Raw genomic sequence first — 24,661 nt, 5'->3', positions numbered from 1 at the left:
CTCATCTTGAGCATCTGCTGTTTTATACTGGACCTTCCTTGACATATAATTTACTTTGCAGTTTATGTTCGGAAAAGATCCATCCTGTATAGGAACTCATAATTCGCATATTATCATCAATCTGAACAACCGCATTAAAAGGATAATATCCGTTTGACCGGTAACGTAAATCAGTGAGCCTGATTTCTGTGAAATCATCGTAATCATTTATTTCCCAACGGTAAACTGGTGAAAACGATAAAAAGGCTGAGATGTTTTTATCATTTTTGGCCATTTCCATCATTGGTGAATCCGGCAGTGGCGCTTTATCGAATTCATCAATGATTTCGATATGCCTGTTTTCGACTGTTCCGACATAATATTTCGTATCTGTCGTAATAGCTACACGCCAGTAATTCTGTTTCATTGTAGGTGATGTTGCAATCTGTTTGGATTCTGGAAAATAGTCTTCAATTTTTTTAACAATTTCCCTCTTATCCAGATAGCGCTTAATGTAATATAATATAATCACCGTGTACATTAGAACCCATGTATAAACCGGATTTGCTCCAAGTATCCATGCCCCAATTCCTGCGATGTGGAGGAAAAAGATATATGGATCAAATGTGTTAATAAATCCATGGGCTATCCATTTTTTTGTGAAAGGCCGGTATGCTTGTGTTCCATATGCATTAAATATATCGACAAACACATGAATAACCACTGCTAAAAAGGTCCAAAGCCAAAGGTGAAGAAAATCCACCTGGGGGACAATCATATAGATAATTCCTGAAATCAGAATTCCCCATAGAAAAACGGCAGGAATAGAGTGTGAAGTTCCGCGGTGATGCCGGATATAGGTTGCATTATTTTTTAATTTAAAAATCGTATCGAAATCAGGTGCATGAGACCCGACAACAGTTCCAGCTAAAACAGCGCTGAATAGTACAGGATCATTTTGCACAACAGGATCGAGTGTAGCTAATCCTCCAAGTGCAACACCCATAACAATGTGGGTTCCAGTATCCATAAGTAAGGGTCCTCCTTAGGTTTTGTCCCTTTATCTGCATATAAGAATATCGTTACTTTTACTTTTTTATTGTACCATAAAGGATGTGGTAATATGACGAACAAACCGTTACAATCATTTAACACTTTAGAATTTCAACAAGATTTACTGAACTGGTATGACGAAAATAAACGCAAATTACCTTGGCGTGAAACGAGTGACCCGTATAAAGTCTGGGTATCGGAAATCATGTTACAGCAAACAAAAGTTGACACCGTTATTCCATATTTTCATCGGTTTATGGAAAAGTTTCCTGACGTATATAAATTGGCTGAAGCTGACCCTCAGGATGTCTTAAAGGCATGGGAGGGTCTAGGTTACTATTCCCGTGCACGGAACTTGCAAAACGCAGTTCGGGAAGTTGTTGACACTTATGGAGGAGAAGTACCTTCCAACCCCAAAGAACTAGGGTCACTTAAAGGCGTAGGGCCGTATACGAAAGGTGCTATCCTCTCGATTGCATATAATCAGCCAGAACCGGCAGTAGATGGCAATGTCATGCGTGTGTTTTCCCGTGTGCTTAAAATTGAAGAAGATATTGCACAACAGCGAACAAAGAAGCTTTTTGAATCGTATCTTCGGGAAATTATACCGGAAGAAGACCCATCTTCCTTCAATCAGGCCATTATGGATTTGGGTGCTTCTATTTGTACGCCAAAATCTCCTGCATGCCTGTTTTGTCCTGTCCAAAATCATTGCAGCGCATTTGCTGTAGGGATGGAAGAAAAGTTGCCTGTTAAAAAGAAAGCAAAAAAGCAAAAAACTATTACTTATGTGGCATTACTAATAAAAAATAATAAAAATCAATGTGTCATTGAGAAAAGGGCAGACAAAGGATTATTGGCAAATCTATGGCAATTCCCTATGGTTCCAATTAAGGAAGTTGGCTGGGATCATGTGGGAAATTGGGTGTACGACGAATATGGCCTGGATATCAAAATCAAGCAAAGAAAAGGCGATTTGAAACATGTATTTTCCCATATTATCTGGGAACTGGAAATATATGAAGCAGAAACAATGCAATTCGATACACAGGACGAGCGTCTAAGCTTTGTTGATATGGATGAATTACAAATATATCCGTTTCCTGTATCGCATCAAAAAATGATGAAATATTTAACAGAAGATTAGACAGAAGAGGGAATGCTGCTTAGTCTGCATTCCCTCTATGGTGTTTTAATGCGTATTTCTACGCTGTATTTCCTTGTTAATTTCATGTAATATCGTTAAGCCCTCAGGGTTTATATAAGGCAGGGTTTGTGACAAAGCATGTTGAAAATAGTGTAATTCATCACTATTCCATTTTGTTTTGCTCATCATTGACAGTTCCGTAAAGTCTCTTGTTTGCATGTTTTATCCTCCGTAACTCCGTAAATAGCTGTTTGGCTTTAGATTATGTTTAATCACGTTTTTTATTCGACAAAGGTATGTTTTACCATTATGAATCAGTACGGATAATAAAATCTGATATGGACAAATTAATCATTGCGGAGGTGATACTGATGGCTAAAAATCCTAATAAAACTTCTTCAGGCACAAACATTCAGGATGTGAAAAAGCAAAACCAAAAAGCTAAACAAGGACAAGGACAGTTTGGCACTGAATTTGCATCTGAAACAAATGCCCAGGAAGTAAAAAAGCAAAATCAAAAATCTCAGCAAAATAAAAAGTAAATAATTACCCCTACTACCATAAAAGAGCTTCCTTCGCTTCAAGGAAGCTCTTTTTATTATGCATTCGACAAAATTCGGGGAAATGTCAAGAACTGCTCTCTTTAGGTCTTAATGCTTTATATTCTATGTCATTGCCTTTATAATGTATAAAGGATTAATGGCTAACGGAAGTAAAATGAGGAGAAAGGAAGATAGAATGGTTGCTCCGAGACCTGGTTTTAAGATGCAGATACAGAGCTATAAACATAATGGAAAGCTACATCGGGTATGGGCGAACAGTTTGGTGCTAAAAGGAACAGAAACGGTTGTAATCGGAGCCAACGATAAAACGCTGGTAACGGAAAGTGATGGAAGAACATGGGTAACAAGGGAGCCTGCTATATGTTATTTCCACGCAAAACATTGGTTTAACATCATTGGGATGCTTCGGGACGATGGTATTTATTATTATTGTAATATTAGCTCCCCTTTTGTTTACGAAGAGGAAGCATTAAAATATATTGATTATGACTTGGATGTAAAGGTTTATCCGGATATGACATACGATTTATTGGACGAGGATGAATATGAAGAACATCGTGTACAGATGAATTATCCGCAGGTACTGGATCGCATCCTGTATAATAACGTTGATTATTTAATACGATGTATACGCCAGCGCAGAGGCCCCTTCTCCCCGGATTTTGTCGACCAGTGGTATGAACGATACCTTACTTATCGGTAATGACCTATCAGTAAACCCTTGTTACAAACGTAGCAAGGCTTTTCTATTAACTATAATTTAAGGAAGATTGATGTATGAGCAGTGTTAAGCAATATATGAACTATGTTAAACCATACAAATGGAAGATTTTATGGACCATTCTTATTGGAATTGTCAAATTTGGAATTCCTTTATTGATGCCATTAATTTTAAAATATGTGATTGATAACATCATTGGTGCAGATAATTTAAGCAATTCAGATAAAATAAATGAACTCTTTTGGATTATGGGTGTTTCATTTGTTGTTTTTCTCATATTGAGGCCGCCGATTGAATATATTCGACAATACCTTGCACAGTGGGTAGGTAATAAAATCCTGTTTGACTTAAGGGGCAAATTGTTTGATCATATCCAAAAATTAAGCCTTAATTTTTATTCTAAGACAAAAACCGGCGAAATTATTTCCCGGGTAATACATGATGTCGAACAAACGAAGAATTTTGTAATTACAGGATTAATGAATATATGGTTGGACCTGATAACAATATTTATTGCAATTGCTATTATGCTCACAATGGATGTGGGATTGACATTGGTTTCTATCATATTATTCCCGTTTTTCGGGTTCGCGGTTAAATTTTTCTACGGAAGATTACGCCGGCTGACAAGGGATAGATCCCAGGCGCTTGCTGAAGTTCAGGGACATCTGCATGAACGCATACAAGGAGTTCCTGTTACAAGAAGCTTTGCTCTGGAAGATTATGAGCAGGGGCAATTTGGAAAAAGAAATGAAAACTTCTTGAATAAAGCACTAACACATACGGACTGGAATGCAAAAACATTTGCCGTAACAAATACCATTACCGATTTAGCTCCATTGCTTGTTATTGCTTATGCCGGATATAGCGTAATCATTGGCAATCTGACATTAGGAACAATGGTAGCATTTGTCGGATACATGGAAAGAGTGTACAGCCCGCTTAGGCGTTTAATCAACTCTTCAACCACGCTTGTTCAGGCAATCGCCTCAATTGACCGGGTATTTGAATTGTATAATGAAAAATATGATATTGTCGATAAGGAAGGCGCAAAAGAAATCAAGCACGTAGATGGTTCTATTGAAATTGATAATGTTTCCTTTCAATATGATGAAGAGGACAATTATGTGCTGAAAAATGTCAGCCTGAATGTCCAAAAGGGAGAAACCATCGCATTTGTCGGGATGAGCGGTGGCGGGAAATCAACACTTATCAGCTTAATTCCCCGATTTTATGATGTGACAGATGGCGCAATAAAAGTAGACGGCACGGACATTCGCGATGTTAAAGCCCGTTCCTTACGTGACAAAATCGGCATCGTTCTTCAGGACAATACACTATTTAGTGAATCAATTGCCATGAATATCCGGATGGGGAATCCGGATGCTACGGATGAAGAAGTTGTAGAAGCAGCTAAAGCAGCCAATGCCCATCAATTTATTGAAGAAATGCCATATGGCTATGATACATTGGTAGGCGAACGTGGCGTGAAATTATCAGGTGGGCAAAAACAGCGAATCGCAATTGCCAGGGTATTTTTAAAGAACCCTCCAATTCTGATTTTTGATGAAGCGACTTCTGCTTTAGATTTGGAAAGTGAACATACAATACAGGAAGCAGTGGGAAAATTGGCATCGGACCGTACGACATTCATTGTTGCACACCGGCTGGCAACCATTACACACGCGGATAGAATAGTAGTTATAGAAAACGGCGAAATTCAGGAAATGGGCTCACATCATGAACTGATGCAAATGAAAGGAAGTTATTTCGACTTGTATCAAGTACAGGATTTAGACGGGTAAGCCTGAGACCGTTTAAGAAGAACTCCTTCACCACTGGTGGGGGAGTTTTTGTATGTAGGAGCAGGATAGCGGCGGGAGTGGATGATATAAGCAACACCCTTAAGCAGCTATCAGGCATCACCTTAATCTTGTAAAACATCGCCCCCGAGTCGGTAAGCATCACCTTAATCTTTCGAAATATCACCCTCGAGTCAGTGAGCATCACCTTAATCTTGCAAAACATCGCCCCCGAGTCGGTGAGCATCGCCTTAATCTTGCAAAACATCACCCTTGAGCCAGTGAGCATCACCTTAATCTAGCAAAACATCACCCCCGAGTCGGTGAGCATCGCCTTAATCTTGCAAAACATCACCCTTGAGCCAGTGAGCATCACCTTAATCTTATAAAACATCGCCCTCGAGCAGTGAGCATCACCTTAATCTTGCAAAACATCACCCTTGAGTCAGTGAGCATCACCTTAATCTTGCAAAACATCGCCCCCGATCCAGTGAGCATCACCTTAATCTTGTGAAACATCACCCTCAAGCAGTGAGCATCACCTTAATCTTATAAAACATCGCCCCCGATCCAGTGATCATCGCCTTAATCTAGCAAAACATCACCCTTGAGCCAGTGAGCATCACCTTAATCTTGCAAAACATCACCCTCAAACCAGTAAACATCACCCAAATCAAACGAAACATCGATTCTTTCGCCAAGCCTTTATATGCTTAACTGCCAAAAAAGTACACCCTCCAAAAAGGAGGGTGCACGGATTATTGTTCAGCCATTTGTTCAAACGCATGGCCGACTGCTTCAATTGCTTTATCGATATCTGCATCCGTGTGTTCGGTCGTTAAAAACCAAGCTTCATATTTGGAGGGGGCCAAATTAATTCCCTGCCGGAGCATTAATTGGAAGAATTTACCAAAGGCATCACCATCACTTGCTTCTGCTTGTTCATAGTTCGTGATTTCAACATCCCCAAAGTAAATAGTCAAAGCACCACATAATCGATTTACAGAAATTGGAATTCCGTTCGCGTTGCTTTTTTCCAAAATGCCATTTTCCAATCGTTTGCCAAGCTTATCAAGTTTTTCATAAACCCCTTCTTCCTGCAAGACCTCTAGACAGGCAATTCCGGATGCCATTGATGCGGGGTTTCCAGCCATCGTTCCAGCCTGGTATGCCGGCCCGAGTGGTGCAACCTGTTCCATAATATCCTTTCGGCCGCCATATGCACCGATTGGCAAGCCGCCACCGATAATTTTACCCATAGCTGTCATATCAGGTTCAATACCATAAATTTGTTGTGCACTGCCGTAAGTGAATCGGAAAGCAGTAATTACCTCATCATATATAACTAATGCACCCACGTCATGTGTCATATCATTTACAGCCTTTAAAAAGCCCTCATGTGGTTCAACGATTCCAAAATTGCCTACAATTGGTTCAACTAATACAGCTGCGATTTGATCACCCCACTGATCCAGTGCTTCCTTGTAGGCATCCAAATCATTAAATGGGACAGTGATAACATCTTCAGCAACGGATTGAGGGATCCCGGCAGAATCTGGTGTACCAAGTGTCGCAGGGCCTGAACCTGCTTCTACTAGTACCGCATCAAAGTGTCCATGATAGCTTCCGGAAAATTTGATTAATTTGTCTCTGCCGGTATATGCACGGGCTACGCGAACTGTTGTCATGACAGCTTCCGTTCCTGAATTGACAAAACGTATCTTTTCCAATGAAGGAATAGCTTCCTTTAGCATTTTTGCAAATTGATTCTCAAGGCGAGTGGGAGTGCCATATAAAACACCTGTTGTAGCTGCTGTCGAAATAGCTTCTGCAATGTGTGGGTGCGCATGTCCAGTGATAATTGGACCGTATGCCCCGAGAAAATCAATATATTTGTTTCCATCCACATCCCAGAAATAAGCACCCTCACCGCGTTCCATATATACTGGCGTTCCTTTGCCAACAGCCTTGTAGGAACGGGATGGGGAATTTACCCCGCCAACGATATGTTCAAGTGCTTCTTTATGTAAGATTTCTGATTTAGAAAAATTCATTAAAATCCTTCCTCTCTTCATTGTCCATGCTATATTTCTATCCTATCGTATTGTTACTGAAAAATAAATGACAAGCTTTGCGAAGAATAGGCATATATATTAGTTGAAGAAATTAAAATAGAAGGGGATTTTATGAAGGTTATTCCATGTCTGTTAATAGGAGTTATATGCTTCATTGTAATATCAAGCTTGTATGAATTTATCCGGGGCAGGAATTTCCACATTGAAATGCGGGAAAGTCGCTTTTCCTTTGAACTTTTTTATGTGTTGTTGATTATTTATTGTATTGTCATTATTGGATTTGGGCTGATTTACTTTATTCTCTCTTTCCATGGAATCATCCTGGTGGAGAATGGAGAATTAAGGCAGGTTAGTGCATTGGGAACAGCTATTCACTCTATGTATTTCAGTGGAGTGACTTTATTGACTATTGGTTATGGCGATATTACACCAATTGGGATCGGCCGTCTGATTGCATTGATTCAGGCTTTAATTGGATATATACTACCAACCGCTTTTGTATTACGACTCGTCCAATCACAGCAACGAAGCAGGAATGAATGAATCATCATTTCGAATATGCTATAGTGGAAATTATAGAATATAAGATATGGAGGGATTCATAATGACAGTAGAAACAGGAAAACAAGTAGCAGATTTTACACTACCTAATCAGAATGGTGAACAGGTCAGTCTATCTGATTTCAAAGGAAAACATGTCGTTTTGTATTTTTACCCGAAAGACATGACTCCAGGTTGCACAACAGAGGCCTGCGACTTTCGTGATCAACACGAGAGCTTTGGTGAATTGGACGCAGTCATCATCGGAATAAGCCCGGATCCTGTAGCTAGCCATCAGAAATTTATTGACAAGCATGAACTCCCATTTGAATTATTGGCAGATGAGGATCATAAGGTAGCGGAAGATTTCGGTGTCTGGAAACTGAAAAAGAATTTTGGCAAAGAATATTATGGTATTGAACGCTCCACGTTTATTCTTGATAAAGAAGGAAAACTTCAAAAGGAATTCCGTAAAGTCAAGGTAGAAGGTCATGTGGAAGAAGCTCTGTCCTTTATTCGTGAAAATCTGTAATTAGGCAGCTCTTATTAGGGCTGTCTTTTTGGCAGTCAGGATAATATAAAACATTCTTGCTTTATAAGTTTGGGCTTAGGCGCACGTCATATCAGCAACGCGATAAGCCAAGTTTTCAAAATCAGATAAACCAATTAAAATAGATGATTAAGTAATGTAGGGGGAGGCAGGGTGTATGATTCTTTTTTCCGCAAAAATATCCCGGAGGCATCATGATAAATTAAGAGAAGTCTATCCAGATCAGGAATTTATATTTTCTGAAGATAAAGATGAAGTAAGTCAGCATATAAAAAAAGCTGAAATTCTTGTTACATATGGTGGAGATTTGGATCATGAATTCATTGAACAGGCGAGCAACCTGAAATGGATTATGGTACTGTCTGCCGGAATAGATCAATTGCCATCCGAAATAATTCGGCGAAAGGGTATCCTTGTCACAAATGCCAGGGGTATTCACAAAATCCAGATGGCCGAATATGTCATTTCCATGCTGCTTCAGGTATATCGCCAGGCGAAAGTTCTTGCCCAGACGGAGAAAAACCATGATTGGGATCAATCTGTAAAAATGCAGGAACTAACTGGCAGAACAATGCTTGTAGCTGGCTCGGGAGCAATAGGGCAGGAAGTAGCACGGCTTGCGAAAGCCTTTCGAATAAAAACGATTGGTATTTCCAGAAGTGGAAGAACTGTGGAAAATTTTGATGAGAACCACACAACAGCTGATTTGGAGAAATTACTACCAGACGTTGATATAGTTGTATCAATTCTTCCAAGCACCGAAGAAACAAGAGGTCTATTCACCTTCAGACATTTTCAGCTTTTACCAAATCATGCGGTATTCCTGAATATGGGAAGAGGTGATTTGGTGCGCAGTGAAGATCTGTTAAAAGCGGTACAACAGGAAGAAATCGGTCATGCTGTGCTGGATGTTTTTGAGGAAGAACCACTTCCTGTAGATCATCCGTTCTGGGAAGAGGAAAAGGTGACGATTACGCCACATATAGCTGGGCTCTCCCCGCATTACACGACACGGGCATTGGAGATTTTTAGGGAAAATCTTAATACGTATTTGGCTGGAAAAGCTGATTTCGTAAATAAAATTGATGTAACCAGGGGGTATTAATCATGGCTCGTATATATACACGGTCTGGAGATAAAGGGGAAACATCTTTAATTTATGGAAAAAGGGTAGCAAAAAATGACTTGCGTGTCGAAGCATATGGAACCTGTGATGAAGCTAATTCAATGATAGGTATGGCATTAAGTTTTCTGGATAACGAGGATTGGGATGAAAAAGATGTATTTATTGAAAAAATGCATCGTGTTCAGACGATTTTATTTCACGTTGGAGCAGAATTGGCTACACCAAATGATAAAGAGGTAACCTGGAAGTTGAAACAGAAGCATATCCAGGAGCTGGAAGACCAAATCGATGAATGGGATGGGGGGCTGGAGCCTTTAAAAAATTTCATCCTGCCATCCGGACATCGTGCATCAAGTACACTGCATACTGCAAGGACTATAGCCCGGCGTGCAGAGCGTGCTGCTGTTGGTATTGGAGATGAACTGACAAATACGCTTGTATACTCCTATATTAATCGTCTTTCAGATTTTCTGTTTGTCGCAGCAAGATATGTGAACCAGAAGCTGGGCGGAGAAGAGCGTATGTTGAAAGCAGATATTTAATAACCGACTAAGACAGCCACCTTTATTTACCTGCTGTGTGTAATGACTGCTTTACTTATATAGGCTACACAATACGTCAGTCTTTCTAAATTATTTGGAACAGTTATAAAAATGATTTCCTGTAATATACTTATATTGACAGGCTACTACTATAGCAGGTACACTAATTATAAAGATTATAATCTAATAATATGATTAGAATTGTATAATATATGGAAAGAGAGGTGGTTGTCCGTGTCTGACAAACGATTAAATGAAGCGATTGATACACTAAAAGAATCAGGCGTCCGGATTACACCACAGCGTCATGCGGTTCTTGAATATCTTCTAAACGCCATGATTCATCCGACAGCTGATGAAATCTATAAAGCCCTTGAGGGAAAATTCCCTAATATGAGTGTAGCAACGGTATATAATAATCTGCGTGTACTAAGGGAAATTGGCCTTGTTCGCGAGTTGACCTATGGTGACTCTTCAAGCCGGTTTGATTGCAACACTTCAGATCATTATCACATCATATGTGATGCATGTGGTAAAATAGTTGATTTTCACTATCCGACATTAGACGAAGTGGAGTCATTGGCTGAGCAGGTGACAGGTTTTGATGTAAGTCACCATCGTTTGGAAATCTATGGAAAGTGTGAAGGTTGCCAAGGCCTGGAAACACAAAAGCATTAATATATTAAGTATTTCTTCATAAAAAAATCCAAATGCAGATGCTGCATTTGGATTTTTTATGTACCAATAAAATTTGAAATTTATTTCTCGGCGTTTTTATTCTGAGCTTTTACTTCTTTTTTATATTTACGTGTGTTATATTTCTCATCAAAATCCTTGCCTTCCAGATCTTTATCCAGTGTAAGCGGCTGCTTGCAGTGCATGCATGCATCCACGCGGCCCAGCATTTTCGTCGGTTTTTCACAACTGGGGCAAATTATAGGGACGGCTTTTGTTGATAACGTACCGATCCAAATATATACAACACAACTAAAAAGTATAGATAACGTCCCAAGAATAAAGAAGAGTCCCATTAACCAACCAATGTTTCTTGATAAAAGTCCACCATACATTAGGATGAAACCAAAAAAGATTAAGCCTAGTGCAAAAGAGCGTATTTTATTTATCTTACTTGAATAGACTAATCGTTGTTCTGCCATTGTTGTCCTCCTTACATATTACATAGGGTAGTATAGCATATATTTGTGGAAATTTCGTGACAGAAAAAGGAATTCGAGTAAAAGTAACGAATTATATATACTAGTGAATTGGAGGGGGAAAGGATATGGAATCTCTTTTAAGACCTATATACCAGGAGCATGCAAGTGATATGAAAACATTGGGTATTTTAATAATGGAAAAAACGCTGCATAATAGCACCGTTACAGATGATTTCGATGTTATTTTACTTATATTAGTAAGTGAATCTGAACAACCTTGGCAAGTGAAGCATTATGAGTTTGAAGATAAAACCGCAGCGCTGCATATTGTTACAAAGGACTTACTGATGGAATGGATTGATACAAGCGGGTACCGTAAGGCAGTTGAATGGATTATATATGGAAGGAAGATCTTTGATCGTAATGATTTTGTCAGTGGCCTGAAAGAACAGCTTAGAGACTTTCCTGTGGAAAAAAGAGATTTGCGCAAAGTAATTGAATTTGGAAAGTTGATTAAGAGTTATAGGGAAGCCAAGGAACTCTTTGAATCAAATCAGCATAAAGATGCAAACAGTAAAATATTATATTCGCTTCATTACCTTGCACGGCTGGCAGTAATTGAAAAAGGGTATTATCCGGAAGTAATGGTATGGAATCAGGTTAATCAAATAGACATTGAAGTTTACAAACTATATGAGGAATTCATTGAAAGCAGTGAAGCAATTGAAAAAAGAATCCAATTGATGCTCATTGCGATGGATTTTGTTATTAGTAACAGAGCCAAACATGCTGTAAATTATTTATTGAATATTATGCAAGCAAAAAACACCGCCTGGTCTTATGCAGAATTAAAGGAACTGGCGATGACAGCTCCATTTTCATTGGATATGTCAGCTATCATTTCATATTTAGTAGATAAAGATATTATCAATACAGTAAAAGAACAATCAAAAGGAGTGGGGGTATTTCATAGAAAATATGTCGTTAATGATGCTGTAACGGAAAATGAATGAAATGCATAGAATTATGTGTTGGTATTAATAACCCGGGGGACGATAATTACAGGTTTAAATAAATTTGCTATATAATGAAGGGATAGTACATTATAAATTTAATGTAAATTATTTATTGACTTTGTATATTAACCATGATACATTTAAGTCCGTCGCAAAAAAGGAACAGGAAATAGCGACAAAAAACTTTAAAATTCTTGTTGACTTTACACAAGTTAACATGGTATATTAATAAAGTCGCCGATTTGATTGGCGAACTTGTAGAAAATACTCTTCAAAAAGAAATGCAAAAAATTATTGACTTTGAAGGGTGCAGGTGATACAATATAAAAGTTGCTGTTTTTAAAGCAACAAACGATTTTCGCTCTTTGAAAACTGAACAAAACAACCAGTATGTCAAGAAGAACACAACCTGTTTTTCTTTAAACAAATCAGAAGTTAACCCTTCTGAGAAAAGCTAAGTATATAAGATTGATTGGTGTTAATCTTATTTCAAACTTTTTTGGAGAGTTTGATCTTGGCTCAGGACGAACGCTGGCGGCGTGCCTAATACATGCAAGTCGAGCGCGGGAAGCAAGTAATCACCCTTCGGGGTGTGCGCTTGTGGAACGAGCGGCGGACGGGTGAGTAACACGTGGGCAACCTACCTGTAAGACTGGGATAACTCGCGGAAACGCGAGCTAATACCGGATAATACTTTTGCTCTCATGAGTGGAAGTTGAAAGGCGGCATTTATGCTGTCATTTACAGATGGGCCCGCGGCGCATTAGCTAGTTGGTGAGATAATGGCTCACCAAGGCGACGATGCGTAGCCGACCTGAGAGGGTGATCGGCCACACTGGGACTGAGACACGGCCCAGACTCCTACGGGAGGCAGCAGTAGGGAATCATCCGCAATGGACGAAAGTCTGACGGTGCAACGCCGCGTGAGTGATGAAGGTTTTCGGATCGTAAAACTCTGTTATTAGGGAAGAACAAGTGCCGTTCAAATAGGGCGGCACCTTGACGGTACCTAACCAGAAAGCCCCGGCTAACTACGTGCCAGCAGCCGCGGTAATACGTAGGGGGCAAGCGTTGTCCGGAATTATTGGGCGTAAAGCGCGCGCAGGCGGTCTTTTAAGTCTGATGTGAAAGCCCACGGCTTAACCGTGGAGGGTCATTGGAAACTGGAGGACTTGAGTACAGAAGAGGAGAGTGGAATTCCACGTGTAGCGGTGAAATGCGTAGAGATGTGGAGGAACACCAGTGGCGAAGGCGACTCTCTGGTCTGTAACTGACGCTGAGGTGCGAAAGCGTGGGGAGCGAACAGGATTAGATACCCTGGTAGTCCACGCCGTAAACGATGAGTGCTAGGTGTTAGGGGGTTTCCGCCCCTTAGTGCTGAAGTTAACGCATTAAGCACTCCGCCTGGGGAGTACGGCCGCAAGGCTGAAACTCAAAAGAATTGACGGGGGCCCGCACAAGCGGTGGAGCATGTGGTTTAATTCGAAGCAACGCGAAGAACCTTACCAGGTCTTGACATCCTCTGCTATCGGTAGAGATACCGAGTTCCCTTCGGGGACAGAGTGACAGGTGGTGCATGGTTGTCGTCAGCTCGTGTCGTGAGATGTTGGGTTAAGTCCCGCAACGAGCGCAACCCTTGAGATTAGTTGCCAGCATTTAGTTGGGCACTCTAATCTGACTGCCGGTGACAAACCGGAGGAAGGTGGGGATGACGTCAAATCATCATGCCCCTTATGACCTGGGCTACACACGTGCTACAATGGATGGAACAAAGGGCAGCGAAACCGCAAGGTCAAGCAAATCCCATAAAACCATTCTCAGTTCGGATTGCAGGCTGCAACTCGCCTGCATGAAGCCGGAATCGCTAGTAATCGCGGATCAGCATGCCGCGGTGAATACGTTCCCGGGCCTTGTACACACCGCCCGTCACACCACGAGAGTTGGTAACACCCGAAGTCGGTGAGGTAACCTTTTTGGAGCCAGCCGCCGAAGGTGGGACCAATGATTGGGGTGAAGTCGTAACAAGGTAGCCGTATCGGAAGGTGCGGCTGGATCACCTCCTTTCTAAGGATATATTACGGAAACATACTCGGTTGTTTGGTTCAGTTTTGAGAGAGTGAAAACTCTCTATTTGTACCTTGAAAACTAAATAAGAGTAACAACGACATCAATTTTTTTGAAATAAAGCGAAGGCGAATTTAAATTCGTACGCTTATTCACAGTAACGCTAGTTAAGTGAATAAGGGCGCACGGTGGATGCCTTGGCACTAGGAGCCGATGAAGGACGGGACTAACACCGATATGTCTCGGGGAGTTGTAAGTAAACTACGATCCGAGAATTTCCGAATGGGGAAACCCACTGTTCGTAATGGAACAGGACTTGTGTCTGAATACATAGGGCACAGGAGGCAGACCCGGGGAACTGAAACATCTCAGTACCCGGAGGAAGAGAAAGCAAACGCGATTTCCCAAGTAGCGGCGAGCGAAACGGAATCAGCCCAAACCAGAAAGCTTGCTTTCTGGGGTTGTAGGACACTCCATTGGAGTTACAAAGAAATTCCTTAGACGAATGATCTGGAACGATCAGCCATAGCGGGTAAGAGCCCTGTAGTCGAAAAGGAATTTCCTCCGGAGTGGATCCTGAGTACGGCGGAACACGAGAAATTCCGTCGGAATCCGGGAGGACCATCTCCCAAGGCTAAATACTCCCTAGTGACCGATAGTGAACCAGTACCGTGAGGGAAAGGTGAAAAGCACCCCGGGAGGGGAGTGAAAGAGAACCTGAAACCGTGCGCTTACAAGTAGTCGAAGCCCGTTAATGGGTGACGGCGTACCTTTTGTAGAATGGACCGGCGAGTTACGATCGTATGCAAGGTTAAGTGGAAGACACGGAGCCGCAGCGAAAGCGAGTCTGAACAGGGCGAATACAGTATGCGGTCGTAGACCCGAAACCGTGTGATCTACCCATGTCCAGGGTGAAGGTCAGGTAACACTGACTGGAGGCCCGAACCCACGTATGTTGAAAAATGCGGGGATGAGGTGTGGGTAGGGGTGAAATGCCAATCGAACACGGAGATAGCTGGTTCTCTCCGAAATAGCTTTAGGGCTAGCCTCAAGGAGATAGAGTACTGGAGGTAGAGCACTGATTGGACGAGGGGCCCTCACCGGGTTACCGAATTCAGTCAAACTCCGAATGCCAGCTACTTTACCTTGGGAGTCAGACTATGGGTGATAAGGTTCATAGTCGAGAGGGAAACAGCCCAGACCGCCAGCTAAGGTCCCAAAGTATACGTTAAGTGGAAAAGGATGTGGAGTTGCCCAGACAACCAGGATGTTGGCTTAGAAGCAGCCATCATTTAAAGAGTGCGTAATAGCTCACTGGTCGAGTGACTCTGCGCCGAAAATGTACCGGGGCTAAACGTATCACCGAAGCTGCGGATTGTTCTTTGAACAATGGTAGGAGAGCGTTCCAGGTGCCGTGAAGTCAGACCGTGAGGACTGGTGGAGCGCCTGGAAGTGAGAATGCCGGTATGAGTAGCGAAAAAAGAGTGAGAATCTCTTTCACCGAATGCCTAAGGTTTCCTGAGGAAGGCTCGTCCTCTCAGGGTTAGTCGGGACCTAAGCCGAGGCCGAAAGGCGTAGGCGATGGACAACAGGCAGATATTCCTGTACCACCTCATGATTGTTTGAACGATGGGGGGACGCAGTAGGATAAGGAATGCGCACCGATGGATGTGTGCGCCCAAGCAGTGAGAAAGTTGGATAGGCAAATCCGTCCAACAATTTCAAGCTGTGATGGGGAGGGAAATTTAGTACCGAAGTTCCTGATTTCACACTGCCAAGAAAAGCCTCTAGTTAGATCATAGGTGCCCGTACCGCAAACCGACACAGGTAGGCGAGGAGAGAATCCTAAGGTGAGCGGGAGAACTCTCGTTAAGGAACTCGGCAAAATGACCCCGTAACTTCGGGAGAAGGGGTGCTCACTTGTGAGTGAGCCGCAGTGAATAGGCCCAAGCGACTGTTTAGCAAAAACACAGGTCTCTGCGAAGCCGAAAGGCGAAGTATAGGGGCTGACACCTGCCCGGTGCTGGAAGGTTAAGGGGAAGCGTTAGCACTTACGTGCGAAGCGTAGAACCGAAGCCCCAGTAAACGGCGGCCGTAACTATAACGGTCCTAAGGTAGCGAAATTCCTTGTCGGGTAAGTTCCGACCCGCACGAAAGGTGCAACGACTTGGGCACTGTCTCAACGAGAGACCCGGTGAAATTATACGATGTGTGAAGATGCACATTACCCGCGACAGGACGGAAAGACCCCGTGGAGCTTTACTGTAGCCTGATATTGAATGTTTGTGCAGCTTGTACAGGATAGGTGGGAGCCTGAGAAGCGTGAGCGCTAGCTTACGTGGAGGCACCCGTGGGATACCACCCTGGCTGTATGAACTTTCTAACCCAGGACCGTGAACCGGTTCGGAGACAGTTTCAGGCGGGCAGTTTGACTGGGGCGGTCGCCTCCCAAAAGGTAACGGAGGCGCCCAAAGGTTCCCTCAGAATGGTTGGAAATCATTCGCAGAGTGCAAAGGCAGAAGGGAGCTTGACTGCGAGACCTACAAGTCGAGCAGGGACGAAAGTCGGGCTTAGTGATCCGGTGGTTCCGCATGGAAGGGCCATCGCTCAACGGATAAAAGCTACCCCGGGGATAACAGGCTTATCTCCCCCAAGAGTTCACATCGACGGGGAGGTTTGGCACCTCGATGTCGGCTCATCGCATCCTGGGGCTGTAGTCGGTCCCAAGGGTTGGGCTGTTCGCCCATTAAAGCGGTACGCGAGCTGGGTTCAGAACGTCGTGAGACAGTTCGGTCCCTATCCGTCGTGGGCGTTGGAAGTTTGAGAGGAGCTGTCCTTAGTACGAGAGGACCGGGATGGACACACCGCTGGTGTACCAGTTGTTCCGCCAGGAGCATGGCTGGGTAGCTACGTGTGGCAAGGATAAGTGCTGAAAGCATCTAAGCATGAAGCCCCCCTCAAGATGAGACTTCCCATCACTTCGAGTGAGTAAGATCCCTCAGAGACGATGAGGTTGATAGGTTCGAGGTGGAAGCATGGTGACATGTGCAGCTGACGAATACTAATCGATCGAGGACTTAACTAACTTCTTTACGATGTCCGTTGTTTTAACTCTTATTTAGTTTTTAGGGTATAAATCAAAAAAACCCTTGCATTTTTATTTAAAAATGCATATAATATATCTTGTCCTTGTTTTGAGGAATGTCTGGTAGCAAGAGCGGAGAGGTCACACCTGTTCCCATGCCGAACACAGAAGTTAAGCTCTCCAGCGCCGATGGTAGTTGGGACATTGTCCCTGCAAGAGTAGGACGCCGCCAGGCAAACCAAATTTCCATACACCGTGATTGTTAGCAGTTTAAAAAAATGTTGATGAAATTATACGGTGAATGAAGCTGCTCTGAATAATTGCAATAAGACAAGCTTTAATTGGTTCATTTGCATGCTATTCTGATTTGGATTATTCCACAGTAGCTCAGTGGTAGAGCTATCGGCTGTTAACCGATCGGTCGCAGGTTCGAATCCTGCCTGTGGAGCCATGGAGAGCTGTCCGAGTTGGCCGAAGGAGCACGATTGGAAATCGTGTAGGCCGTTATCGCGGCCTCGAGGGTTCGAATCCCTCGCTCTCCGCCACTATTCATATATTATATTGGCCCGTTGGTCAAGTGGTTAAGACACCGCCCTTTCACGGCGGTAACACGGGTTCGAATCCCGTACGGGTCACCAACTTTTATAATTTACAATTTTGAATCCATGTTAGTTTGTAACAAGGAGTCATAATACATAAGCCGTACTATCCTATGTGTCGGAGGATTAGCTCAGCTGGGAGAGCACCTGCCTTACAAGCAGGGGGTCGCAGGTTCGAGCCCTGCATCCTCCACCATTTTCTTAAGATGACAGCTTATAAAGTGAATGGAACAAATCAATATTATTATCTCATACCGCGGGGTGGAGCAGTCTGGTAGCTCGTTGGGCTCATAACCCAGAGGTCGTAGGTTCAAATCCTGCCCCCGCAACCAAATATTTTAATGGTCCGGTAGTTCAGTTGGTTAGAATGCCTGCCTGTCACGCAGGAGGTCGCGGGTTCGAGTCCCGTCCGGACCGCCATTACATAAAATATACGGCTCGGTAGCTCAGTCGGTAGAGCAAGGGACTGAAAATCCCTGTGTCGGCGGTTCGATTCCGTCCCGAGCCACCACTTTTCATTTGTAAATAATAAATATGGAGGGGTAGCGAAGTGGCTAAACGCGGCGGACTGTAAATCCGCTCCCTCAGGGTTCGGCAGTTCGAATCTGCCCCCCTCCACCATTTCATTTAAATATTAATAACGTAGGGGTATAGTTTAATGGTAAAACGAAGGTCTCCAAAACCTTTGATGTGGGTTCGATTCCTACTACCCCTGCCATTTTTATTATGGCGGTCGTGGCGAAGTGGTTAACGCACCGGATTGTGGCTCCGGCATACATGGGTTCGATCCCCATCGGTCGCCCCATATTAATAATTGGGCTATAGCCAAGCGGTAAGGCATCGGGTTTTGATCCCGTGTATCCCAGGTTCGAATCCTGGTAGCCCAGCCACTTGCGGAAGTAGTTCAGTGGTAGAACACCACCTTGCCAAGGTGGGGGTCGCGGGTTCGAATCCCGTCTTCCGCTCCATGATATTATTCATAAGGCGGTATAGCCAAGTGGTAAGGCAGAGGTCTGCAAAACCTTTATCACCGGTTCAAATCCGGTTACCGCCTCCAACACATGCCGGTGTGGCGGAATTGGCAGACGCGCATGACTCAAAATCATGTTCCCTCTGGGAGTGCCGGTTCGATCCCGGCCACCGGTATCAGTATTATACACGAATAAAGTATTATAATATTATCGTAAGAGATGAGACAGGATGAATAAATTCCTGTCTCTTTTTATATGCTACTTAAGACTATGAGGTGAACAAAGGAGGATAAGCGGGGACCCAACAGAGTGAACAGGATGGTATTCCTTTCTGTCCGAACTTAAGCATTTTAAAAGCAGCCGGATTTGTCGGTAAAAAGTGGTCCAGGGCGCGCCTCTCACCATGGATTTTGTTCCCACTTCCTCACCTACACATATTCTCTAATTTCACCTGTATGTGGGTTGACTAGGTACCATCCTCTCGTTGCTGTATGATTGCCGACAATTTCATATACGTGAATTAAATATTTATTATTGAGATTTCGATCATAGGTAACGTATATATTCGTATTACCTATCAATCCCAGAGCCCTTCTAACTAGAAATTCTGCTTGCTCCGTTGTCAGGTTCCTATCCTTTTCCACATTTAATAGTTTGACAGTGCTAGTTATTCCTCTTATATGGCTCGTATCTGCATGAATGACAAGATAGTGCTTGAGGGAACCAATGACATAAGGTTTGGGATACTTCATAATTAAGGATGCCCTATTTTGTTTTTGACCTTCTGATGGATAGATCAAACAAGCTGCTTGCCCATCAACATTGATTCTCTCTTTCGTAGGACTTTCTCCATAATCACCTTCTGATACAAGGCTCTGACAGACTTCATCTAATGAAGCACTATCAGTTGGATTTGATGGTAGGGTAGCACTAATGCTGGACACCTCAAAGTAACCCGATCGCCCCTCATATCTTATTGGTAAATTCGTAACTCTCTCCCATGTGTTAGGATACATAAAAGCTACATGGTGATATTGTTCAAAGAAAAGCTTCCACTGAATTGGTAAACATACCATTTGCCCAATCACCAACTGATTAGGGTTCACATTAGGATTTGCCTGTAAAACGGTTGAAAGGGAGAGGTTAAATTTACTAGCAAGTTCATAAAAACTATCCCCCTGCTTAATCTGATAAGGGGTTGAATCAGGACAATAAGAAAAAGAAGATGTAGTTGGTATGCAGATTGCCTGCCCAATTTGTAGATTACTAGGGTCTGTATTTGGGTTGGCTTGCATCAATTGCTCCAAAGGTATAAAAAAGTATTGGGATAGTCGGTAGTAGGAATCTCCATCCTGGATGAAGTATATTTGTCCGTTGGAACAGCCTGGGAAATTTTGTTGCATTGGAAGGCATATTGTATCTCCAGTAGATAATTCTTGTAAATTAGTCATGGGATTTGCTGCTTGAATGGATTGAAGAGGAATCCGAAACTGTTGGACAATTTGATAGATATTTTCTCCTTCTTTAACAGTGTAAATCGTTAATCCGGGTAAACATTTTGTTGTATAATTTGGCAACATAACACACCTCCAATATTAGCCTATTCACAAAATGCGCGGACAGTTCATGGGGACAAGGAATGTTCCCATGAACCATTTCAGTTGACGTTTTTTCTTGTTGTTAGGATTCATTGACTACTAGAGTGATAGTAGAATTGTCTCTTTGTCCCACTATGTGTGCCGTTAAGAGAAAGTTTTGCATATCTAGCGTTGAAAACATTTAAAAGGAGGTTGGAAAATAAATAACATGAATAACAAATTTTATTTATCGAAATATGGGAATGTATTTCCAGGATACCCAAACTTTGAAGGACCACTCCCAGGACCAAATAACAATAGAGGTTTTTCTAAGTAAAAAGTATATGATATCACGGAAGCAGGGGATTCAGGGGATTCTCTGCTTCCCACGTTTTTCGAAAGAAGCAATAATCGTCCCACTATTTCATAAAAACAAGAATAATAATAGTTGCTAATATTGAAGAACTATCTATTACTATAATGTGTGTATAACGTTGTGTTCGGTGCACCGGTATCTTTAGATAAAAACGATAGAACACTCACAAATGTTGACACATCAATGTTTTTGTTTTTTTATTTTTGGGATAAAAGGCTCCAAAGGGTGAATACCTATAAATATTGCATGTACCATCGCGCCACGAGTAACTGTTTCTTGTTTATACCAGTTCATTAGTTTTTCCATTTCTCCGTAGGTATATCAACAGAAATAAATACTTGCTGGTCTCGATAAACTTCTTCATATTCATCATGAATATCTTTTAAAATGAAACGATGTAAATTCTCAATTTTCTTGTATAAAATGATTTCAAATCCTACCTTATTCAGATCGTACATAACGATTATTATTGAATTTAGAACGAGTGAAAGATCGCTTTCCATCGATTGTCATCAAAGTAGAAAATTGGTTGGATTATTACAGGGAAAAAGGTGCGTTATTCAATCTTTTTGTTAGTGAGAGTATATCATGTTTTGCATTAGCCGAAACATAAGGGACAAGTCTGGACTTCTCCTACCTAAAGTGAAAGCAGTGTGTAAAAGATTAAAAAGCCTTTCTATAAAAAGAAAGGCTAGGCAACTCCCAAAAGAGTTCATATATTTCAATTTTAATCACTTTCCACAGCACTTTTTAAATTTCTTCCCACTACCACAAGGGCAAGGATCATTTCGTCCAATCTTCGCACGTTTAGCGTCTTGTCTAGCTCTTTCTTTCTGTTGTTCTTCCCAATAAGCATCTTTTTCTACTAGTTCTTTTTTCCACTCCTCCAGTTTTGGGTGACCAATGCCATTAATGACACAATTCGCATAGAGTGGCTCCTTTAAATCAAGTAATGTCTCATCGTAGCCTTCCTCTATAAGTGCTGCCACCTTTGGAATAGCTTTTGTTGATAGTTGGCGACATAATGCTTCTGCAAGTTGCGTTTTCAAACTTTTATTGGTTGTCTGATCAAAGAGACGTAGTAGCATTTCTTCAGCGGCAGGATGTTTAATATTTTCTAACACATCAATCGCGAATAAAGACGTATCTTCATTTGTAACATATTTCTCAACTGCTGGAATTACTTCAGGTGTACCAATCTTAATTAGGGCGTCAGTGACCTCTTCCAACAAAAAGTCTTCTTCCGCCCGTGAAAGTAATTCCGTAAGTTGAGGAATCAAGGAAGTTACTTTTTGCTCACCAGCAAGGTAAACATTATAAATGCCATTAAAGGAAATAAACTCCTTGTCCCAATCTTCCTTTATAGCTGCTTCAATCTCCCAAAAATTTGGTTGGTCATATTCTCCTCGATTGATCAATTCTTTAAAAATTCTTTTACCGAAGTTGAAGAGGGGTTGATTAAATGCACCATCTTCTAATGAATTCATAATATCAGCGACTTCCAAGTATAACTGTTCCGTATCCATCGAACGTAAGCTTACAATTGTTTCTATTGCCTCTTTATTGACGAATGGAGAAAGTTCACTTTGATACTTTGCAAGCAGATCATTGTCACAGTGTGAGATAATCATCGAATACCAATGAGAGTTATCATCTTTTTCATTTAGGCGTATAATTACCTCTTTTAACACATTTTCTGTTACAGGCATGTGCTTTGTATAAGGAATAATCGGATTAATCATTGGATGAGGTTCTAGCTTGTCCAATGCTTGTAGGGCACAGAAAAAAGTTTGCTCTGTTCCCAATTGAGAATTATTGAGTGTATGCAGCGTGAAATTACGTAGCAATTTATCGTCGCTCAGGATATATGGTTCAACTGTTGCTAAGAATGTATTAGCCATTATATGTATCCTCCTTTATAACATAATGATACTATTTAATATTCTAGTTGTAATCCTTCTACATCTATAAGATAAGAAGCAGGGCTGAAGAGGGGGAGACCCTTTATATAGACAAGTATCCATTTCTATGAGATAGATTTTATGGTCATTATACTAATTGATAGTATACAGTAAGACTTTTAAAATATAAATCGGATTCAAACATGAATAAAATTCATGATTGAATGTTTTCTTTTGATTATAATCAGAGGAAGGCGGTTCTATACTATCCAGAATTTCATCATTACTAAATAAAAACATGAAACTTATCCTTATTTATTTTCGTATGGTTATATACAAAGAAAAGATAGGAGGAAATTCCGTAATGAAGCCTATTACGAAAAAACGTACAAAAGCGTATTTTATTGATTTTGCTATTTCAAGTGTAGCTACGGTTGTTGTTGAATACTTTCTGCGTAAAAAAGTGAAAAATGAAGTGGTTCATGCATTGATCACACCGACAATTGTCATGTGGTCACTGGAATACGCACAATTATGTCGTAATAGACAAACCATTGGTTACAAAAAGATGGGATTGGTCCTTGAGAATAAGGAGGGCTTTGAATTAACATCCAGTCAGATTATTAAACGTATGGCTTATCGAGATACAGTAAGCAGTTTCGATTTCTTGAAAAATCCCAAGGCATTTGAGGAACAAAATGGAACAGTGTTTCCACATGATCATTTTTCGGGTACAGTGGTGAGGGAAAATTAGGCAAGGTTGAATATGCAGAATGAAGCAAGCTGCAGTAAACCTCCTCTAAATTAAAACCTATTGAAGGAAAACAGCAGCGAAGCGTTTATGAAAAAATCCTCGTTCTATTAAGCCTACGAGGATTTTTTGTTTTGAGGACTAAAGTTGCTGAATTATATTTAAAACGCAGCAGTCCACCCACCATCTGCAGTTACGACTGTTCCGTTTACAAAACTTGATTCATCAGATGCTAAGAATAGTGCTACCTGTGCAATTTCCTCTGCTTGTCCGACTCTTGGCATCACTGCCTGTACTGCCTTTGTGCGTTCCATACCAAATTCACTAACATTATTCATGGAGGAGGCAATATTTGTTGCTACACCCCCTGGAGCAATGGCATTACAACGGATACCTTTTTGTGCATACATATAACCAGTATTTTTCGTCAGACCGATGACTGCATGTTTTGATGCTCCATATGCTGCACCTGCATGAGCCCCGCTTAATCCACCAGTTGAAGCAGTATTAACGATTACTCCATTTTCTTTTTCCAGGAAAATTGGCAGTACTTTGCGCATTGCCCGCATAACGCCTTTTGTATTAACATCAAAGATTAAGTCCCAGCGTTCATCAAGAATATCTCCAACAGGTTCAAATCCATCCATAATACCAGCATTATTCACAAGAATATCCACAGTTCCGTATTCGTTTACGGCTGTATCAATCATGTTATCAATGTCTTTTTGGTTTGCAATATTTACCTGAATAGCCCTAGCGACACCATTATTTTCTGTGATTTCTTTAGCTACTGCCTCGGCACCCTCTGAATTAAGGTCTGCAACAATAACTTTTGCACCTTCCTTAGCATACAATTCTGCAATCGCTTTACCCATACCTGAAGCGGCACCGGTGACAATAGCTACTTTGTTTTTTAATTTCAATTTCTTTTCCTCCTAAAGGTTTATAATTTTTATTGAACATGTGTACAATAAAAATTATAATAGATATGAATAATAAGTACAAACAACGGAAAAGCCGAATTGTGTTAAGTAATAAACAATAATTTATTAAAGTGTTCAATAAT

General features: G+C 41.5%; 19 protein-coding genes, 14 tRNA genes and 3 rRNA genes. 28 read left to right on the top strand and 8 right to left on the bottom strand.

Annotation, left to right across the window (positions count from 1 at the left end; translation table 11 throughout):
• Positions 1-22: 22 nt before the first annotated feature.
• Positions 23-1,009 carry a metal-dependent hydrolase gene (locus ACZ427_RS13295; RefSeq protein ID WP_461176474.1) on the bottom strand — a complete coding sequence of 329 codons (987 nt, stop codon included), beginning with the start codon at positions 1,007-1,009 and terminating at the stop codon, positions 23-25.
• A 93-nt stretch (positions 1,010-1,102) separates the two neighbouring features.
• Here ACZ427_RS13295 and mutY point away from each other — a divergent pair, with 93 nt between their 5' ends.
• Positions 1,103-2,179 (top strand): A/G-specific adenine glycosylase, encoded by a 1,077-nt coding sequence (mutY, locus tag ACZ427_RS13290; RefSeq protein WP_461176473.1) that lies wholly within the window; start codon positions 1,103-1,105, stop codon positions 2,177-2,179.
• 45 nt (positions 2,180-2,224) lie between these two features.
• Here the strand turns inward: mutY and ACZ427_RS13285 are convergent, their stop codons facing one another.
• On the bottom strand, positions 2,225-2,398 hold the full coding sequence (locus tag ACZ427_RS13285) for a hypothetical protein (RefSeq protein WP_461176472.1): 174 nt from the start codon (positions 2,396-2,398) through the stop codon (positions 2,225-2,227).
• Positions 2,399-2,550: 152 nt separating this feature from the next.
• Here ACZ427_RS13285 and ACZ427_RS13280 point away from each other — a divergent pair, with 152 nt between their 5' ends.
• The 3 genes from ACZ427_RS13280 (at position 2,551) to ACZ427_RS13270 (ending at position 5,268) form a co-directional block, all read left to right on the top strand.
• A complete protein-coding gene (locus ACZ427_RS13280; protein ID WP_461176471.1) occupies positions 2,551-2,721 on the top strand; it encodes a gamma-type small acid-soluble spore protein in 171 nt (56 codons plus the stop codon).
• Between the two features lie 196 nt (positions 2,722-2,917).
• A complete protein-coding gene (ntdP, locus tag ACZ427_RS13275; protein ID WP_461176668.1) occupies positions 2,918-3,445 on the top strand; it encodes a nucleoside tri-diphosphate phosphatase in 528 nt (175 codons plus the stop codon).
• A 74-nt stretch (positions 3,446-3,519) separates the two neighbouring features.
• Positions 3,520-5,268 carry an ABC transporter ATP-binding protein gene (locus tag ACZ427_RS13270; RefSeq protein WP_461176470.1) on the top strand — a complete coding sequence of 583 codons (1,749 nt, stop codon included), beginning with the start codon at positions 3,520-3,522 and terminating at the stop codon, positions 5,266-5,268.
• A gap of 755 nt (positions 5,269-6,023) precedes the next feature.
• Here the strand turns inward: ACZ427_RS13270 and ACZ427_RS13265 are convergent.
• Positions 6,024-7,319 (bottom strand): glutamate-1-semialdehyde 2,1-aminomutase, encoded by a 1,296-nt coding sequence (locus tag ACZ427_RS13265; protein WP_461176469.1) that lies wholly within the window; start codon positions 7,317-7,319, stop codon positions 6,024-6,026.
• A 132-nt stretch (positions 7,320-7,451) separates the two neighbouring features.
• Between ACZ427_RS13265 and ACZ427_RS13260 the strand changes: the two genes are divergently transcribed.
• The 5 genes from ACZ427_RS13260 to perR all read left to right on the top strand — a co-directional run bounded on the left by ACZ427_RS13260 (position 7,452) and on the right by perR (position 10,776).
• The gene (locus ACZ427_RS13260; protein WP_461176468.1) at positions 7,452-7,883 is read left to right on the top strand and encodes a potassium channel family protein; all 432 of its coding nucleotides are present in this window, start codon (positions 7,452-7,454) and stop codon (positions 7,881-7,883) included.
• A gap of 61 nt (positions 7,884-7,944) precedes the next feature.
• Entirely contained in the window at positions 7,945-8,412 is a 468-nt protein-coding gene (gene bcp / locus ACZ427_RS13255) for a thioredoxin-dependent thiol peroxidase (RefSeq protein ID WP_461176467.1), read from the top strand.
• A 175-nt stretch (positions 8,413-8,587) separates the two neighbouring features.
• Positions 8,588-9,535, top strand: a complete 948-nt coding sequence (locus ACZ427_RS13250) for a D-2-hydroxyacid dehydrogenase (protein ID WP_461176466.1) — start codon at positions 8,588-8,590, stop codon at positions 9,533-9,535.
• A 2-nt stretch (positions 9,536-9,537) separates the two neighbouring features.
• Positions 9,538-10,098, top strand: coding sequence for a cob(I)yrinic acid a,c-diamide adenosyltransferase (locus ACZ427_RS13245; protein ID WP_461176465.1), 561 nt, complete (start codon positions 9,538-9,540; stop codon positions 10,096-10,098).
• Between the two features lie 234 nt (positions 10,099-10,332).
• On the top strand, positions 10,333-10,776 hold the full coding sequence (gene perR, locus ACZ427_RS13240; protein WP_461176464.1) for a peroxide-responsive transcriptional repressor PerR: 444 nt from the start codon (positions 10,333-10,335) through the stop codon (positions 10,774-10,776).
• An 80-nt stretch (positions 10,777-10,856) separates the two neighbouring features.
• Here perR and ACZ427_RS13235 read toward each other — a convergent pair whose 3' ends face one another.
• Positions 10,857-11,255: a YgzB family protein gene (locus ACZ427_RS13235; protein WP_461176463.1), complete on the bottom strand. Its 399-nt coding sequence runs from the start codon at positions 11,253-11,255 to the stop codon at positions 10,857-10,859.
• A gap of 125 nt (positions 11,256-11,380) precedes the next feature.
• Between ACZ427_RS13235 and ACZ427_RS13230 the strand changes: the two genes are divergently transcribed.
• The 18 genes from ACZ427_RS13230 to ACZ427_RS13145 all read left to right on the top strand — a co-directional run bounded on the left by ACZ427_RS13230 (position 11,381) and on the right by ACZ427_RS13145 (position 19,165).
• Positions 11,381-12,268, top strand: a complete 888-nt coding sequence (locus ACZ427_RS13230) for a nucleotidyltransferase-like protein (RefSeq protein WP_461176462.1) — start codon at positions 11,381-11,383, stop codon at positions 12,266-12,268.
• A 499-nt stretch (positions 12,269-12,767) separates the two neighbouring features.
• Positions 12,768-14,335: ribosomal RNA gene (locus ACZ427_RS13225) — 16S ribosomal RNA — on the top strand.
• Positions 14,336-14,500: 165 nt separating this feature from the next.
• Positions 14,501-17,420 (top strand): 23S ribosomal RNA (locus tag ACZ427_RS13220).
• A gap of 119 nt (positions 17,421-17,539) precedes the next feature.
• Positions 17,540-17,655, top strand: a 5S ribosomal RNA gene (rrf, locus tag ACZ427_RS13215).
• Together the 16S, 23S and 5S rRNA genes with 14 tRNA genes alongside form the textbook arrangement of a ribosomal RNA operon.
• Before the next feature lie 141 nt (positions 17,656-17,796).
• Positions 17,797-17,871, top strand: a tRNA-Asn gene (locus tag ACZ427_RS13210).
• Position 17,872: 1 nt separating this feature from the next.
• A tRNA-Ser gene (locus ACZ427_RS13205) sits at positions 17,873-17,965 on the top strand.
• Between the two features lie 18 nt (positions 17,966-17,983).
• Positions 17,984-18,058 (top strand) — tRNA-Glu (locus ACZ427_RS13200).
• A gap of 81 nt (positions 18,059-18,139) precedes the next feature.
• Positions 18,140-18,215 (top strand) — tRNA-Val (locus ACZ427_RS13195).
• 59 nt (positions 18,216-18,274) lie between these two features.
• Positions 18,275-18,351, top strand: a tRNA-Met gene (locus ACZ427_RS13190).
• 11 nt (positions 18,352-18,362) lie between these two features.
• Positions 18,363-18,439: transfer RNA gene (locus ACZ427_RS13185), tRNA-Asp, on the top strand.
• 15 nt (positions 18,440-18,454) lie between these two features.
• Positions 18,455-18,530 (top strand) — tRNA-Phe (locus ACZ427_RS13180).
• Between the two features lie 25 nt (positions 18,531-18,555).
• Positions 18,556-18,640: transfer RNA gene (locus tag ACZ427_RS13175), tRNA-Tyr, on the top strand.
• A gap of 23 nt (positions 18,641-18,663) precedes the next feature.
• Positions 18,664-18,737: transfer RNA gene (locus tag ACZ427_RS13170), tRNA-Trp, on the top strand.
• An 11-nt stretch (positions 18,738-18,748) separates the two neighbouring features.
• Positions 18,749-18,824: transfer RNA gene (locus ACZ427_RS13165), tRNA-His, on the top strand.
• A 10-nt stretch (positions 18,825-18,834) separates the two neighbouring features.
• Positions 18,835-18,909, top strand: a tRNA-Gln gene (locus ACZ427_RS13160).
• 3 nt (positions 18,910-18,912) lie between these two features.
• Positions 18,913-18,987, top strand: a tRNA-Gly gene (locus ACZ427_RS13155).
• A gap of 15 nt (positions 18,988-19,002) precedes the next feature.
• Positions 19,003-19,076 (top strand) — tRNA-Cys (locus ACZ427_RS13150).
• A gap of 6 nt (positions 19,077-19,082) precedes the next feature.
• A tRNA-Leu gene (locus ACZ427_RS13145) sits at positions 19,083-19,165 on the top strand.
• 253 nt (positions 19,166-19,418) lie between these two features.
• Here the strand turns inward: ACZ427_RS13145 and ACZ427_RS13140 are convergent.
• The 3 genes from ACZ427_RS13140 to ACZ427_RS13130 form a co-directional block, all read right to left on the bottom strand.
• On the bottom strand, positions 19,419-20,570 hold the full coding sequence (locus ACZ427_RS13140; protein WP_461178966.1) for a LysM peptidoglycan-binding domain-containing protein: 1,152 nt from the start codon (positions 20,568-20,570) through the stop codon (positions 19,419-19,421).
• A 666-nt stretch (positions 20,571-21,236) separates the two neighbouring features.
• A complete protein-coding gene (locus ACZ427_RS13135) occupies positions 21,237-21,401 on the bottom strand; it encodes a hypothetical protein (RefSeq protein WP_461178967.1) in 165 nt (54 codons plus the stop codon).
• 273 nt (positions 21,402-21,674) lie between these two features.
• Positions 21,675-22,844 (bottom strand): SEC-C metal-binding domain-containing protein, encoded by a 1,170-nt coding sequence (locus ACZ427_RS13130; protein WP_461178968.1) that lies wholly within the window; start codon positions 22,842-22,844, stop codon positions 21,675-21,677.
• A gap of 364 nt (positions 22,845-23,208) precedes the next feature.
• Between ACZ427_RS13130 and ACZ427_RS13125 the strand changes: the two genes are divergently transcribed.
• A complete protein-coding gene (locus tag ACZ427_RS13125; RefSeq protein WP_461178969.1) occupies positions 23,209-23,598 on the top strand; it encodes an RDD family protein in 390 nt (129 codons plus the stop codon).
• A gap of 158 nt (positions 23,599-23,756) precedes the next feature.
• Here ACZ427_RS13125 and ACZ427_RS13120 read toward each other — a convergent pair whose 3' ends face one another.
• Positions 23,757-24,518: an SDR family oxidoreductase gene (locus tag ACZ427_RS13120; protein ID WP_461178970.1), complete on the bottom strand. Its 762-nt coding sequence runs from the start codon at positions 24,516-24,518 to the stop codon at positions 23,757-23,759.
• Positions 24,519-24,661 lie beyond the last annotated feature (143 nt).

Source organism: Virgibacillus ainsalahensis, assembly GCF_055380755.1.
The sequence above is the reverse complement of the archived record's forward strand: the minus strand, read 5'-3'. Positions and strand labels throughout refer to the sequence as shown.